At 47.1% G+C, this 15,201-nt stretch carries 12 protein-coding genes; all 12 read right to left on the minus strand.

What is annotated here, in order from left to right:
- Positions 1-13: 13 nt before the first annotated feature.
- Positions 14-1,933 (minus strand): DUF6792 domain-containing protein, encoded by a 1,920-nt coding sequence (locus ACVC9U_RS18055; RefSeq protein WP_059230734.1) that lies wholly within the window; start codon positions 1,931-1,933, stop codon positions 14-16.
- Positions 1,933-2,652, minus strand: coding sequence for a lipoprotein YvcA (locus ACVC9U_RS18060; RefSeq protein WP_441391366.1), 720 nt, complete (start codon positions 2,650-2,652; stop codon positions 1,933-1,935). The genes ACVC9U_RS18055 and ACVC9U_RS18060 overlap by 1 nt, the downstream gene beginning before the upstream one ends.
- 311 nt (positions 2,653-2,963) lie before the next feature.
- On the minus strand, positions 2,964-4,490 hold the full coding sequence (garD, locus tag ACVC9U_RS18065) for a galactarate dehydratase (protein WP_033155080.1): 1,527 nt from the start codon (positions 4,488-4,490) through the stop codon (positions 2,964-2,966).
- Positions 4,491-4,578: 88 nt separating this feature from the next.
- The gene (locus ACVC9U_RS18070) at positions 4,579-5,280 is read right to left on the minus strand and encodes a FadR/GntR family transcriptional regulator (RefSeq protein ID WP_154495802.1); all 702 of its coding nucleotides are present in this window, start codon (positions 5,278-5,280) and stop codon (positions 4,579-4,581) included.
- A 106-nt stretch (positions 5,281-5,386) separates the two neighbouring features.
- Positions 5,387-6,748 carry a glucarate dehydratase gene (gudD, locus tag ACVC9U_RS18075; protein ID WP_059230736.1) on the minus strand — a complete coding sequence of 454 codons (1,362 nt, stop codon included), beginning with the start codon at positions 6,746-6,748 and terminating at the stop codon, positions 5,387-5,389.
- Between the two features lie 37 nt (positions 6,749-6,785).
- Positions 6,786-8,162: an MFS transporter gene (locus tag ACVC9U_RS18080; RefSeq protein ID WP_035337354.1), complete on the minus strand. Its 1,377-nt coding sequence runs from the start codon at positions 8,160-8,162 to the stop codon at positions 6,786-6,788.
- A 40-nt stretch (positions 8,163-8,202) separates the two neighbouring features.
- Entirely contained in the window at positions 8,203-9,669 is a 1,467-nt protein-coding gene (gene gucD / locus ACVC9U_RS18085) for an alpha-ketoglutaric semialdehyde dehydrogenase GucD (RefSeq protein WP_441391367.1), read from the minus strand.
- A 20-nt stretch (positions 9,670-9,689) separates the two neighbouring features.
- Entirely contained in the window at positions 9,690-10,616 is a 927-nt protein-coding gene (kdgD, locus tag ACVC9U_RS18090) for a 5-dehydro-4-deoxyglucarate dehydratase (RefSeq protein WP_441391368.1), read from the minus strand.
- Positions 10,617-10,816: 200 nt separating this feature from the next.
- Positions 10,817-11,545, minus strand: a complete 729-nt coding sequence (tatC, locus tag ACVC9U_RS18095; protein WP_075753655.1) for a twin-arginine translocase subunit TatC — start codon at positions 11,543-11,545, stop codon at positions 10,817-10,819.
- Between the two features lie 70 nt (positions 11,546-11,615).
- Complete coding sequence (locus tag ACVC9U_RS18100; RefSeq protein ID WP_075753653.1) at positions 11,616-11,828, minus strand: twin-arginine translocase TatA/TatE family subunit; 213 nt, start codon at positions 11,826-11,828, stop codon at positions 11,616-11,618.
- A gap of 22 nt (positions 11,829-11,850) precedes the next feature.
- The gene (locus ACVC9U_RS18105; RefSeq protein ID WP_075753651.1) at positions 11,851-13,602 is read right to left on the minus strand and encodes an alkaline phosphatase D family protein; all 1,752 of its coding nucleotides are present in this window, start codon (positions 13,600-13,602) and stop codon (positions 11,851-11,853) included.
- Positions 13,603-13,946: 344 nt separating this feature from the next.
- Positions 13,947-14,870, minus strand: a complete 924-nt coding sequence (blaP, locus tag ACVC9U_RS18110) for a class A beta-lactamase BlaP (RefSeq protein WP_075753649.1) — start codon at positions 14,868-14,870, stop codon at positions 13,947-13,949.
- Positions 14,871-15,201: the final 331 nt, after the last annotated feature.

Consider the following 15,201-nt stretch of genomic DNA (forward strand, 5'->3'; position numbering starts at 1 on the left):
TAATCCCCCTCCCCTATGCCTTAAAATCAAACAGCGCCGAAATTTGCTCATCTTCATCGAACAATTTTTCAATGCTGGCGCGAATGCTTTTTACAAATTTCTTTTTGCTGGAGGTTTGTTTTTTTAATTCGCTGACGACGCCGTCGCACTGAGGAAGCGGGGCCGTGTGGTACGAGTCGTGGACGACGATTTTATTCAGCTTTCCGTTTGATCCGGCGAAGCCTGAGGCGAGCTTGAACTGAATGTCGAATTGGTAGCGGGAAGGATTGGCTTCCATGTCATGAATGGCTTTTGTCAACTCAGATTTTTTAATTGCGAAATGATCGTGGATTTCATGGTGGAAAATACGTTGGTAGCGTTCAATTTCAGCCTCAATCTTTGAAATGGCAGCCATCCCCGCCTGGTAAATCCTGATGGCAGATGACAGATTGACCTTTATCTCTTTTCCGTCCTTGCCTTTCTTAGAAAAATAGATGTCTCCTCCTTTGTAGCTGATGCCTTTCTTTTTGGATAGGGCGTTTAGAAGCGGGGTGATGCTGTGGCCTTCGCCAATAAGATTGAGAAGGTCTTTTGTGTCTTGATCCAGTTTGCCTAAGGCTTCTTCCAATGCTTTATAAGTTGAATAAAATTCGATTAAATTTTTCATTAGTGATTGAGAGAGTTGTCTATTATTTAGAGTAAATATGACAGTCTTCCAGTCGACAAGAAATTTGATCTCTTCATATAAAACGTCAAGCCTTCCTGTCAGTCGCTCTACTTCGGCAATGTCTTTTTGAATGGTCTTTTTTTTCGCTTCATCAATATAACCGTTTGCTTCAAGCTGATTGAGAACAGGGCCGCTGTAGGCCTTGACTTTCGCAAAAAATGCTTTAAACTCTGGCAGCTTTTTATCAAGTGCACCCACCATATTCAAGAGGCGGGCCGGATGTTTCAAGCAATATGCTATTTGCTGAGCTGTACCCTCTTCATTCATTATTCCGTTTAAAAAATCCATATCTACGCCGATTGCTTCCATAGTAAACCCCTGAATGCCGCCCTTTCGATAATCAGCAGCATATTTTTGAAAGTACCCTTTCAGTTTGCTCACATCTTCATCAGGAATATGATCAATGACACTTCGGAATCCTTTTATATCCGGGTGTGTGTTCGTCATCTTCATATCGCCGAACGTAATAAAATCAGCCTTCCCGCTGACACCGTAGAGCGGATCGTCACTGGAAATGCGCTGGGTGATGTTGGCTGTGACGCCTTTGTCGTTGTAGTATTTGATGATGGCTTTTTTTAGATCATTTTTAGGAATTTCACTGATTTTTATTGTGCTGAATTTTCTTTTAAGATAATTAGTAAGTTTATAGTCTGCTTTTAAAATATGGTCAACACTGATTTGCGCTCCATTCACTCCATAAACTTCATCAAATTCACCATCAACCAACTGAACTAGCACTTGGTTATTATTTGCAAGAGAATGTCCCATTGCATAAGTGTTTAGACTTTTTACATCTTGCGTTTTTTTCTTTGTTTCGATGGTAAATTCCTTAGTTGCTTTGTATTGACTATCATCCATTCCCAGAAAAAGACCTGAAAAGTTATATACCCAGTCCTCATTATCAGCACTTCCCTGAGAAATTATTTGAAGCTGATTGGTGTCATGAGTTTTATCTTGAATATATATAGCAGTACCATCATAGCCTGATCTTTTAACAGAAGAATCTTTATTCTGTAAGATCTCCTTTGAGGTATAAATTTTTATATTTTTGGGAAGTTCTTTATTTGTTTCTTCTTTATAGATTCTGCGTACATCAGCGACAAAGTCCTCTTTAGCTTTTTTCACTTCATTTGTATTTTCAGATGCAAATCTTTCTTTATAGCTGTATTCTAAATTTATTAAACGCAGTTTCACATTCTCATTTTCAAATAAATTTTTATTCCTCATTATTCTTCCCCTTCTGTACTGAAGGTTATTGAATTAACAAGTTTCTTTGCGGTTTTTCTCGCTTTTTCTTCTGAGAGGGAACATGGTTGATCTTCTTTATGGCATGCAAATGTAAAGTTATATTCAACACCTAAATAGTCCTCTTCTGTAGACTTTACATAACCAAAATAACTATATGAAAAATTGTATTTTCGATCTATATCATCAAATACCTCTTTCATATGAGCAAAATATATATCTTTTCCGGACTGATCGATTTTTTGGTATTTTCCTTTGTATCCATTCTGTCCGCTAATAATTTCAAGCATCGTTTTGGGTTTATTAACATACGATTGCTGAGAATAATACTTAACTTGAGCATTAAGAACAATATTTGTTTTTTTGTCATAGCTATTAAAGGCGAGGCTCTCTATGTTCTTTCCATTATTTGAGGATAGCTCTGCTTCATACTCCCCATCCTCCGGAAACAACATCGTAAACCCTTTCAGTTTAGACTCAAGCAAATAATAGCCCGGCTCGACTTCCTTTGTTGATGCCATGTATTCTCTTGTTTTCTCATCCTGGAACGCCGGAACCTGCGGGAGGTCTTTCGGGTCCATATCTTTCGGCTTGACCGCTTCTTCTTGATTGCCGTTCTTGCCGTTTTGGCTGTCGTTCATACTGCATCCTCCTGTAAAGATTAGTATTATAGAAAAACACAATATCATCATCTTTTTCATTTTATTAAACCTCCAAGGGCTTTTAAGTTAAGCTGCAAGCACTTCATTTTAATGCGAATGACATGCTTGAAAATGATACTTTTTTATGTTACAACATGGAATAAATTAGATAAATAGGAAATAAGAATCACCACCCTGCAAATCGTATGCCGGCCCTCTGAAAAAACAGGCAGTATGGTTGATGCGCCAAGATTCCGAAAGGTACTGCGGTTTAGTTTACCAAAGAGGAAATATGAAAAAAGAACCACTTTATACTTCTTGTTAAAAACGAGTTCACAATTAAAAAAGCACCTTATCAAGGTGCTTTTCGATCAAGTCACAGGCGCGGGGTTGAACAAACACAAGTCATTGGAGAGCCCCCAATGTTCCGCCCATGTTTTCCTTCCGCTTGCGACGTTAAGGATCGTCCTGAAAATTTCCCAGCCGACTTCTTCTATTGAAGCTTCACCTGTTGCGATCCGTCCGGCGTTAACGTCGATTAAATCGCGCCAATCTTCTGATAATGACTGCCGGGTTGCCACTTTCATAACCGGAGCCATTTCAAGGCCGTACGGCGTTCCTCTTCCGGTTGTAAATACTTGCAAATGCATGCCCGAAGCCAGTTGCAGGGTGCCGCATACAAAATCGCTTGCAGGTGTCGCTGCAAAAGTGAGTCCCTTCTGTACAGCCCTTTCACCTGGCGCGAGTACGGCATTGATCGGGCTGCTTCCCGATTTTGCGATCGAGCCGAGCGATTTCTCAACCACGTTTGCCAGCCCGCCCCTTTTGTTCCCTGGCGACGGATTGGCGCTTCGGTCTGATTCGCCTCTTTCCAGATAGCGGTCATACCAAGCCATTTCCCGAATCAGGGCGCGGCCGACTTCTTCATTGACAGCGCGCGGTGTTAAGAGATGAACGGCATCGCGGACTTCGGTGACTTCCGAAAATAAAACCGTGGCCCCTGCCCGGACGAGTAAGTCGGCCGCATATCCCGCCGCGGGGTTTGCGGTCACTCCTGAGAAAGCGTCGCTGCCACCGCACTGAAGGCCAATCACCAGGTCTGAAGCGGGACATGTTGTCCGCTTCCGTTCATTCAGCCTTTTTAAGCGCTCTTCGGCCATTTCCATAATCGATTGTATCATTTGCTCAAACCCTCGCCGTTCCTGCAATGAAAGAATGTTTTCAGCGTCTCCTTCCGGCTCTATCCTCGTCGGAAGGAGCTTCTCGCAGCCGAGTCCGATCACCATCGCTTCCCCGCCGAAATTAGGGTGTCTGGCGATATTTTGAATCGTTCGGATCGGGATTTTGGCTTCCGGCGCATTAATCGCCACACCGCAGCCGTACTGATGATTTAATGCAGCGACACCGTCAACGTTCGGATATTTTGGAAGCAGTTCCTCTTTAATTCGTTTAACTGCGTAATCGAGAACGCCTGCGACGCATTGCACGCTTGTCATAATGCCAAGCACGTTTCTCGTGCCGACGCTCCCGTCTTCATTCCGGTATCCTTCAAATGTGTACCCTTCAAGAGGGGGAGCGGGTTTTGGAACTTTGTTGGCGATGGGCAGTTCATCGAGCGGCGGAGCTTCCGGAAGCATGATATGCGACTCGGAAATCCCCCCGCCTTTTTCGATTGGTTTGACGGCATAGCCGATAACCTCACCGTAGCGAATAACGGCTCCGCCCTGTGTAATGTTCGTTAAAGCCACTTTATGACCTTGAGGTATCCGCTCCTGCAGTTTAAGCCCGCAAGGAAACACCGTCCCTTTCGGCAGTCCGCCGGCATTGACGATGATTGCGGTATTGTCTTTTTCGTTCACCTTAATGTACAGCGGGGTTTCAGTTTGATTGACAAGCATAAGTATTGATCAACTCCCCTTTTCGATCAGCGCCTTTCCACAGCCCTTCTCCCGCTGCGGCACATGTTAGAAAGCGCTGTCAAACAACTTAATGATTGTTTTTTTCATCACGAAGACCATTCAGTATTTTGTCACGTACAAATTTTAAGTGCTCATACATATGGTGATAGGCTTGATATGGGTCCCTTTGTTGAAGGGCTTTCAAAATATTCGTATGATATTCGACAGTCCGGTCCCTTTCCCTGTATGGAATCTGGCTGTCGATTTTGGCGTGTGTGATCAAGAGTGATTGAATCATGCCCTCAAGCACCGGGTTGTTCGCGCTCAAAGCGATAATCCGGTGAAATTCTTTATCTGCTTCTCCATAATGATTATCCGTGCTGTTTGCAATGATATCGATCGTTTCCTGCAGCCTTTCGAGCTGACTGTCATTGATCTTTTCTGCGGCGATCGTGACAAGCCCGAGTTCCAGCGCCATCCTCGCTTCAATAATGGCCGGCAAATTATCAACCGCCAAAGCCAGCATGACAGAAAACGGCTGGATGCCAATTTTATCATTAAAATACGTGCCGTCCCGGGTTTTTCTTTTAATAATTCCGAGCGTTTCGAGTGATATTAAAGCTTCGCGGAGAACGGGTCTGCTCACATTCAGTTTTTCCATGAGCTCGATCTCCGTCGGCAGTTTGTCCCCCGGTTTCAATTGGCCGCTTGATAATAAATGGACGATTCGTTCTACAACCTGTTTCGCCAATGTCTTGCGATTGACTGATTCGACCTGCAATGTTTCCATATCTTCTTCCACGACTGTGGGCCCCCTTTCAGTTGTTCATATTGTAAGACAAAATATCGCGTATGACAATGTCGGCTAGGGGCCTCTCAAACCGCTGTTTCCGCAATTAACGAACAAGACAAGGACGTTTAGGGTCGAAACGCCAATTTTCAATCAAAAACTGCATGGCAACGGCATCATTCCGCTCGCCTGCTTTCATTTTCTCATACCGTTCATTTGCTTTTTCCACCTGTTCCATGTCGATTTCAATGCCGAGCCCCGGCTGATCAGGAACTTGGACATATCCGTCAGCAATTGAAAAAGGCTGTTTTGTCAGACGCTGTCCATCCTGCCAAATCCAATGCGTATCAATCGCCGTGATGTCACCGGGAGCTGCTGCGGCAACGTGGGTGAACATGGCCAATGAGACGTCAAAATGGTTATTGGAGTGAGAACCCCACGTCAGCCCCCATTCATGGCACATTTGGGCAACGCGGACAGATCCCTGCATCGTCCAGAAATGCGGATCTGCCAGCGGTATATCAACAGCGTGCAGTTGTATCGCGTGCCCCATTTGCCGCCAGTCTGTCGCAATCATATTCGTCGCTGTCGGAATGCTTGTCGCACGGCGGAATTCGGCCATGATTTCCCGACCCGAGTATCCGGCTTCCGCTCCGCAAGGGTCTTCCGCGTAGGCGAGCACATCCCGTTTTCCCTTACAAAGCGCAATCGCTTCTTCCAATGACCACGCGCCATTCGGGTCAAGGGTGATTCTCGCCTCGGGAAACCGTTTTGCCAAAGCGGATGCCGCCTCGATTTCTTCTTCTCCCGAAAGGACGCCGCCTTTTAATTTAAAATCATGAAAACCGTATCGTTCTTGAGCTGCTTCAGCAAGACGGACGATCGCCCCGGGTGTCAACGCTTCTTCGCGGCGGAGGCGGAACCAATCGTCACTTGCCTCTTGCTCACTAATATAGGGAAGCGTTGTGCGCTTTCGGTCGCCGATGTAAAACAAATAGCCGAGCATCTTCACTTTTTCCCTCTGCTGGCCTTCCCCCAAGAGCGACGCTACAGGGACGCCGAGAAATTTCCCGAGCAAATCGAGCAAAGCCGCTTCCAATGCGGTCACTGCGTGTATTGTCGTCCGCTGGTCAAAGGTCTGCATCCCGCGTCCTCCGGCATCCCGGTCTTTAAAACGACGCCTGACAGACTGCAAAATCGATTGAACAGCGCCGAGCGGCTGACCGATGACAAGCGGCTTCGCCTGCTCCAGCGTCTGGCGGATCCGTTCGCCGCCCGGAACTTCGCCGACACCGAGAGCGCCTGATGAATCTTTTAAAATCACGATATTCCGTGTGAAAAAGGGGCCGTGAGCTCCGCTTAAATTCAAAAGCATACTGTCGCGCCCTGCCACGGGTATGACCTTCATATCAGCAATTGACGGTGTTTGCGATGCTTGCTCCTCTTTTACATGGATGTTTGTATTCATATCGATTTAGCCTCCCTCTTGTTAAAGCGCTTACATTTCATATGGATAAAGTGGTGTCCGCAGGGTCTTCCTCTTTCTGCAGTTCGATGCGCTTGATCGGCCCGACGAGAAACAGATAACTTAATACCGCGGCAATCGCGTTGGCACCGACAAACACAAGCGCTCCGTTAAATGAGCCTGTCGCATTCACGATATATCCGATGATAATCGGCGTCGTGATGGACGCAATATTTCCAAAGGTGTTGAAGATGCCGCCGCTCAAGCCGGCACACTCCTTTGGCGAGGTATCTGACACAACCGCCCAGCCCAGCGCGCCAAATCCTTTTCCGAAAAAGGCAAGCGACATGATGGAAACGACCAGCCAAGATGAATCTGCATAGTTGCATACGATCATCGAGCAGGACATCAGCATGCCGAGGATGATCGGTGTTTTTCTGGCAACCGTTATCGAGCAGCCCTTTTTCAAAAGGAAGTCTGACACGAACCCGCCCAGCAATCCTCCTAAAAATCCGCAGATTGCAGGAAGCGATGCGACAAAACCCGCTTCAAGGATCGACATACCGCGTGCCTGAACGAGATAGACCGGAAACCAGGTCAGAAAGAAATAGGTCAACGTTGTGATGCAGTATTGGGCGATATACACCCCGAGCAGCATCCTGCTTCTTAAAAGCTGCTTAATGTAAGGCCATTGCGACTCCTTTTCCTTCTTTTCCGCGTTCTTTCCCTCATCCATCGAGACAAGCGCGCCGCCTTCTTCGATGTACGCCAGTTCGGCGGCATTGATTCTCGGGTGTTTTTTGGGTTCGTAAATCGTTTTCAGCCAAATAAACGACATCGCAATCCCCAGAGCACCCATAATGACAAAAACCGTATGCCAGCTGAATGAGTGGGCGAGCCACCCCATCAGCGGTGAAAAAATGACAAGTGCAAAGTACTGCGCCGAGTTGAAGATCGCCGATGCTGTTCCGCGTTCAGAGCTTGGAAACCAGGAAGCCACCACCCGGCCGTTGCCCGGGAAGGACGGCGCTTCTGACAGACCGACGAGAAACCGGAGCGCAAATAAAAGGATAACGGCCGTTCCCGCGGCGAAAAAGCCAAGCGTTCCCTGCAAAAGGGTAAACAATGACCAAAAGAAGATGCTGGCGGCGATGATGATTTTCGACCCAAAGCGGTCAAGCAGCCAGCCTCCGGGAATTTGGCCGACAACATACGCCCAGCCAAATGCGGAAAAGACATACCCCATCGCCACCGAACTCAGCCCAAGCTCATGCTGCACAGAATCGCCGACGATCGAGAGTGTCGCACGGTCGGCATAATTAATGGATGTGACGAGAAACAGCATAGACACGACAAACCAGCGGACAGAACTTCTTTTCCCCGCGGTATGGGGGGAGGCTGCACGATTTTTTTTCATAGCATCTTCTCCTTTATTCATTTGTACCGAAACGATTGATTTACGGTTTGACAAATACGGTTTTCACGGCTGTAAAAAATTCTTTTGCTGCCTCCCCCTGTTCCCGTGAATGCGAGCTCGATTGTTTAACACCTCCGAATGGCGCCTGCAGTTCGACACCGGCGCTTTCGGCGTTGACGCGAATGAGCCCCGCTTCGATTTCATCTATGAATGACAGCATCCGGCCGATGTTTTGCGTAAAAATGGAAGCGCTCAGGCCAAATTTGACGTCATTGGCCGTCTCCAAAGCTTCGTCAAGTGTATCCGCCTTGATTAAAGCGATGACCGGGCCGAAAATTTCTTCTTGGGCAATCGTCATGCCGGAAGTGACGTTGTCAAAAATGGCCGGCCTGATATAATAGCCGTTTTCGTATTTTCCATCTGCCAGCCTCTCGCCGCCGAAAATGAGGTCCGCGCCTTCTTTCTTTCCTTTTTCAATATAGGACAGGCAGTTGTCAAGCTGCTGTTTGTTCGCAATCGGTCCCATCCAGACATCTTCTTTTAAGCTGTCGCCGATTGTAATTTCTTTCGTTTGTTGAAGCAGCTTTTCTTTAAACCGGTTATAAACACCGTTTAAGACGATGACGCGGCTTGTCGCCGTACACTTTTGACCCGTCGACCGGAACGCTCCGCTGATGACCGCTTCAACCGCACTATCAAGGTCGGCGTCATCTGCTATGATCACCGGGTTTTTGCCGCCCATCTCAAGCTGGTACTTCGCCCCTCTTTCAAACGCCGTCCGGCCGATGATTTTTCCGGTTTGGTTCGACCCTGTAAACGTAATTCCGTTCACATCCGGGTGTTCAGCAAGCCTTTGGCCGGCCGATGATCCCGGTCCTGTCACCGCATTGACCACGCCTGACGGAATCCCTGCTTCCTCAAAGCACGAGATAATTTTAAGGCAGGTGACTGCGGTTTCTGTAGCCGGCTTGATGACGACCGTGTTTCCATAGATGAGGGCAGGCGCCATTTTCCAAATCGGGATGGCAACGGGAAAATTCCACGGCGAGATGACGCCGACGACGCCGAGCGGCACTCTGTCGGTGTACATGAAAGCGGATGTGTCGGTCGAGGGAATCACATCGCCTGTTTTCCGCATCCCCTCTCCGGCATAGTATCTGAGAATCGCGATTCCCCGCGCTGTTTCCCCTTTTGCTTCAGGCAGTGTTTTCCCCATTTCACGCGTCGCACACTCGGCAATTTCATCGAGGCGCTGTTCCATGATATCAGCAGCCTTGTAAAGAAATTGACCGCGCTCCGCTCCCGACAGCTTTCTCCAAGCCTTTTTGGCCTGCTTGGCCGCTTCAACCGCCCAGTCTACATCCGCAATCGAAGACTTTTGCACAAGCCCGACGATATCCCGTGTATCTGCCGGGTTCAAGCACTGTTCCATCCCGCCCGATTCAGCCTTCACCCAGCGGCCGTTGATAAAGTTAAAATACGTTTTATTTTCAGCTGCAACAGACATCTTCAAATTCCTCCTTTTGTTTATAGGGCAGCGGTCGTTTTCGGATAACGCGCCATCGCGTTTTTCAGAATGTTTTCGAGCTGCCGGCAATGTTCTTTTTCCACCGGAACGATCGGCGGTCTCGCCGTGTTTTTCACATGAAGGCCCATGATTTCCATACCGGCTTTGATCAAAGACACGGCATAGCCCTTCCGAAGTTTGCGGATCTCGTTAATCGGCATGATGACATGCTCATAAATCTCTTTGACAAGCTGGTCGTTGCCGTTTAATAATGCCTCATAAAACATCCTTGAAATATGAGGAATATAATTGGATATCGCCGAAGAATACGACGTAAAGCCAATTGGAGCATAAGCCGGCATCGTGACTTCAGCCATCGGCATTCCGTTGAGCCAGCCCAGCCTGTCTCCTATCGTATACGACAAACTGATATTCAACGCCATATCCCCTATGCCGTCTTTGAGTCCGACAAGCTGCTCGAGATCGGTCAGCCGCTGAATCTGTTCAAGCGTCAAAACCGCATTGTCTCGCTGATAAATGATGGCGTTTAAATCCGTGCTTTCAATGATTGTTTTCGTATACTGATAGAGGCCTTCCTGCTCTCCGTGTATCAAGTATGGCGGGAGAATCAGATAGCCGTCGGCCCCTTTTTCCTCGGAAATCCGCGCCCATTCCAAAGCGGTGCTCAAGTTGCTGCCCACTCCTGTGTAAACAGGCACCTTCCCGCCCGCCGCCGAGACGGCAATTTCGACCATTTGCTCATATTCCTTTGCGCTGAGAGACTGAAATTCTCCTGAGCCGCAAGCGATAAAAACCGCCTCAAGCCCTTCATCCAATAAAAAGCGGATGTTTTCGTAAAGTGCTTCTTCCTCCAGTTTTCCTTCCCTGTTGAAGGGTGCCACCGGGAAACCTAATATGCCTTCCGGCGCCTTCCGTAATTGACTCATCTCCGTCATCCCCCTGTCGTTCATTTCCTGAGAAAGCGTTGTCATTCAGTTGAAATGCGATGTTTCTGTTTTTAGAAAATCCCTCCATTCATCTTTTTGTTTAATTGTAAGACAAATAAACAAATTGTCAATATCATTATTTTCTGATTTTTTTATTTCAAGCAAAAAAAAGAGACTGAAGACACGGTCCGTCTTCAGCCTTAGGCCTCAGCCCCTGGTTGCGCAGCAGTTTTTTTCCGGTAAATAAACGCCGATAAAGAGATGCTTAATTCGTATAATACAAGCAGCGGGACGATCACCAACACATCCGAGATAAAATCGGGCGGCGTGATCACAACTGATACGACAATCAGCGCAAAATAAGAAATTTTTCTCATTTTACTGAGCTTGGCCGGATTTAAAATCCCGAGGCTCGTTAAAAACATCACGATGAGGGGCATTTCGAACAAAAACCCGAATGGCAGTGTCAGGTTCATCATAAAGCGAAAATAATGCTCTGCCGTAAACATCGTTTGAAAATGGCCGGCGGATAATCCGATCAAAAACTGAAGAACGAGCGGAAAGAGCACAACATAACCGAATACAATCCCCAAAATAAAAAAAGTGAAAAGACCCGGAATATAAAATAATGCCATCCTCCGTTCGCGGTCGGTCAGCGCAGGCGCCACAAACCGCCATGTCTGAAAAGCTGCCACCGGTATGGTGGCAGCGACCGCCAGCACCCCCGCAATCATCATATAAACCCAAAGAATATCCCCCGGCCCCAGTACAGCAAGCTTTTCATCGAGGTCTTTAATCAGCCAGTCGTAGATATCCTGAACAAACAAAAAGCCGGTGATGAGAAACAGAATAAACGTAAGAAGCGTTTTAATGATTCGCTGGCGCAGCTCTTCAAGATGGGCAATCAAATGTGTTTCCCTTTTTTTCACCTTCGCCTTCCTCCCCTTCACATGCTAAACAGAAAAAAGAACAGACGGGTTCACCCGCCCGCTCTATTGATCATCGTGCCGATGGATCGTTTTGCTTCTTCGCATCAGACCCCTGTCCGATCTCATTGTCATCGGCAGATACTAAAGACTTTGTCGCGCTTTTGAATTCGGTCAGCGTTTTTCCAAAAGCCCGGCCGATTTCCGGAAGCTTTGAAGGCCCGAAAATGATCAGCGCAATTACCAGAACCAGGATGAGACCCGGAATACCGATATTTGAAAGCATTTTGCTGTCATCCTTTCATTGATTACTGGGTTACTTTTTTCTCCTTTTGCTTCACTTGCTTCTGATGGGCTCTTGTATGTGCGAGGAAGCGGTCTTCTTCGACTTCGTTTGACTTCTTCACGCCTCCAGGCACAATGTTGGAAGCGGTCCGTTTCAGCCCTGTGTAGTCTTTATGATAAACATAGGAAGCTCTTGTCGAAATCGCGGCACCCGGTTCTGTCACATATGGGACCACGCGGTAATCTGTCCGCCATTCTTCCGGTGTGACCGTACAGCGCACATAGCCGCGGTAATCATTGAAAAACTTTATATGAGGATTGTTCGATAAAATCTTATCTGTATCCGCTCTTTTATCAGCGCCGTTTCCTCCAGATGTAATCGACGTCCCGACGAATTCCACGCCGAAGATGTCCGATTTTGGATTGTCAAAGTCAACGAGCAGATTATTTGCCCAGCTGGCATGCACATCACCGGTGAGGACGACGATGTTGTTCAGTTTTTGAGATTTGATGAAGTCGATCACCCGCTTTCGCTGAGCGGGATATCCGTCCCACGAATCCATGCTGTAAATCGGCGCCGCGCTTGTCCCAAAGTTCCATTGCGCAAAGAAAATCTGCTGTGCGATGATGTTCCAGTGTGCTCCGGAACGACTCAGGTTGTCAAACAGCCAAGCCTCCTGTTCGGCTCCAAGCAGCGTCCGCTTCGGATCATTCGACTCATCAGAAGGAGGCTTATTGCCATCTCCGTTGGCTTGGTCATCGCGATACTGACGGGTATCAAGCACGCTAATGTCCGCCAGATTGCCGTAGGAAAAATTCCGGTACAATTGCATATCAGGACCGTTCGGCAGGGATTTGCGGCGGAGCGGCATATGCTCGTAATAAGCTTGGTATGCGGCGGCGCGCCGTTTAATAAACGCTTCTACTGACTGGCCTTTTTCAGGGATGACATTCGCGTAGTTGTTCTCCACTTCATGGTCGTCCCATGTGACAACCCACGGGAAGGCGGCATGTGCGGCTTTCAAGTTTGCATCTGAACGATATTGGGCATGGCGGTTTCGGTAATCAAGCAGCGACATGATTTCAGGACCGCTGTGTGTTCTGACATTGCCTGTTTTTGAAACATATTCATTCGGACCGTACTCATAAATATAGTCGCCGAGATGAAAAACAAGATCGAGCTTTTCCTTCGCCATATGCTGATAGGCGGTATAATAGCCGTGTTCGTACTGCTGACATGAAGCAAAAGCGAATGTGAATTTAGCCACATCTGCCCCTGCCGCCGGAAGCGTTTTTGTCTTGCCGACGGGGCTCAGCTGGTTGCCGCATTTAAAGCGGTAATAGTACACATGATTCGGTTTCAGTCCGGATACCTCGGCATGTACCGAATGTGCAAGGTGAGGTGTCGCTTTTTCGGTTCCCCGTTTGACGATACGGCGGAAGCGTTCGTCTTCCGCGATCTCCCATTTCACGGATACAGCTTCATTCGGCATCCCGCCCCCGTTTAGCGGATCGGGAGCCAACCTCGTCCACAATACGACGCTGTCAGAAAGCGGATCTCCCGATGCAACGCCAAGTGTAAACGGATATTCGGAGAATGTCGGTGCTGCATTGACTTCCATTGCCCCCATCGATTGCGCGATTGCAAGTCCGAGCGAAAGCCCGGCTATTTTGCCGGCCCCTTGAATAAAACGGCGGCGGTCAAACGTATTGTCCTTGAGGCTTTCCTCGCTCAGCTTTTTCATCCATTCCTCCAGCGGTCCTTCATGTGTCATTCGTATTACCCCTCTCTATACAAATGATTGATCGGGTTCTATTATAGGCAGAGTTTATTAACGAACTGTAAAGTATTGTAAACAAGAGGAGAGGCGCGGTTGATGGTCCATCAAGTCGCACCGCCTGTAGATGTGTCGAATTTTGTCACAATCCAACCCATTCGCCTATGATTTCGACAAAAACCCGGTCCTTTCCCGCAGACCGATTTTCCCGTTTTTCTTCACATGATCTTTAAAGAGAGAAAACAAAAAAAGCCCACACCATTGCCGGACAATGATATGAGCTTGTTCACCAAGTGACTTTATGTAAGATGATGTTTTGACGGAATTCATCGCAATTGTTTTTATTTGCCGTTCATGTTTAAGGCTTTCATGACCACCTTTGTTGCTTCTGCAATAAGCTTATCATCATACTTGGCATCCTTTTTATCCCTGCTGGATAATACTGCAAGAACGACAGGATCTCCTTTTGGCGGCCAAATGATGGCAATGTCATTCCGGGTTCCATATGATGCCGCTCCAGTTTTATCAGCCACTTCCCAACCGTCCGGCACACCGGCACGGATTAAGGCATCTCCAGTGGTATTTCGTTTCATCCAATCGATTAAAAGCTCGCGTTTTTCACTTGGAAGTTTATCTTCAAGAGCAAAAGCTCGAAGGCTTGTGACAAGTGCTCTTGCTGTACTGGTATCCTGAGTTTCACCCGGATTCACTTCATTTAACTCTGGTTCGAATCGTTCGGGATTTGTAACCTCATCACCAATCTTCCTCAGTTCCTTTTTCAAACTTTCAGGTCCGCCAATTTGTTTTAGAATCAGATTCTGTGCGGTATTGTCACTGTATCGAAGCGAAGCATCCGCAAGCTCTTTAAGCGTCATTCCCGTATCAACGTGCTTTTCGGTAATCGGGTTGTAGTTTACAAGATCATCACGTGTATATGTTATTCTCTGGTTCAGATCTTCTATTGATTTCTGTTGTAAAAGCACCCCTACAGTTAAAGCCTTAATCGTCGAAGCAAAAGCAAAACGCTCATCCGGCCGATACGCTACCGTCTGGTTGGTACCTGTATCTAATGCAAAGATCCCGAGTTTTGCATCAAATTGCTCCTCAAGTTTTGCAAAATCATCTTTCATCTCCGTCTTTTCATTCTTCTCGGCAGGTTGCGAGGCATTCGATTGATTGTTAGCGCATCCTGCAAGCGCGACGCAAGAGAAAATCAACACTGCTGCAGCCTTTTTCAGTTTTAAAGTACTGAACGATAATTTCATCAAAATCGTCTCCCTTCGATTGAATATTTGATTGATCGTAACCAGCTGTGCCCATTACACCTAAAACATAGACAAATGAAGCAGTCTTTCCGCCATGCCTGCTGTGTTATGACTTGAATGAACACGAAAGAATAATTGGTACGTACGATCTTTCAGCCGACTCAAACATCAAATCTTACAAATGTAGTCTTTGAAAGTATTACACATGTAAGATTTAAATGCAACCGTTTTTTCGGAACGAATAAAAATCGAAAAGGACATAAATACCGGCGGAATGATGACCTCGTTTCCACCAGGGACAAATGAACGGACGGGAAGTGATGGAATTAAA

The organism is Bacillus sp. GM2 (assembly GCF_056155945.1).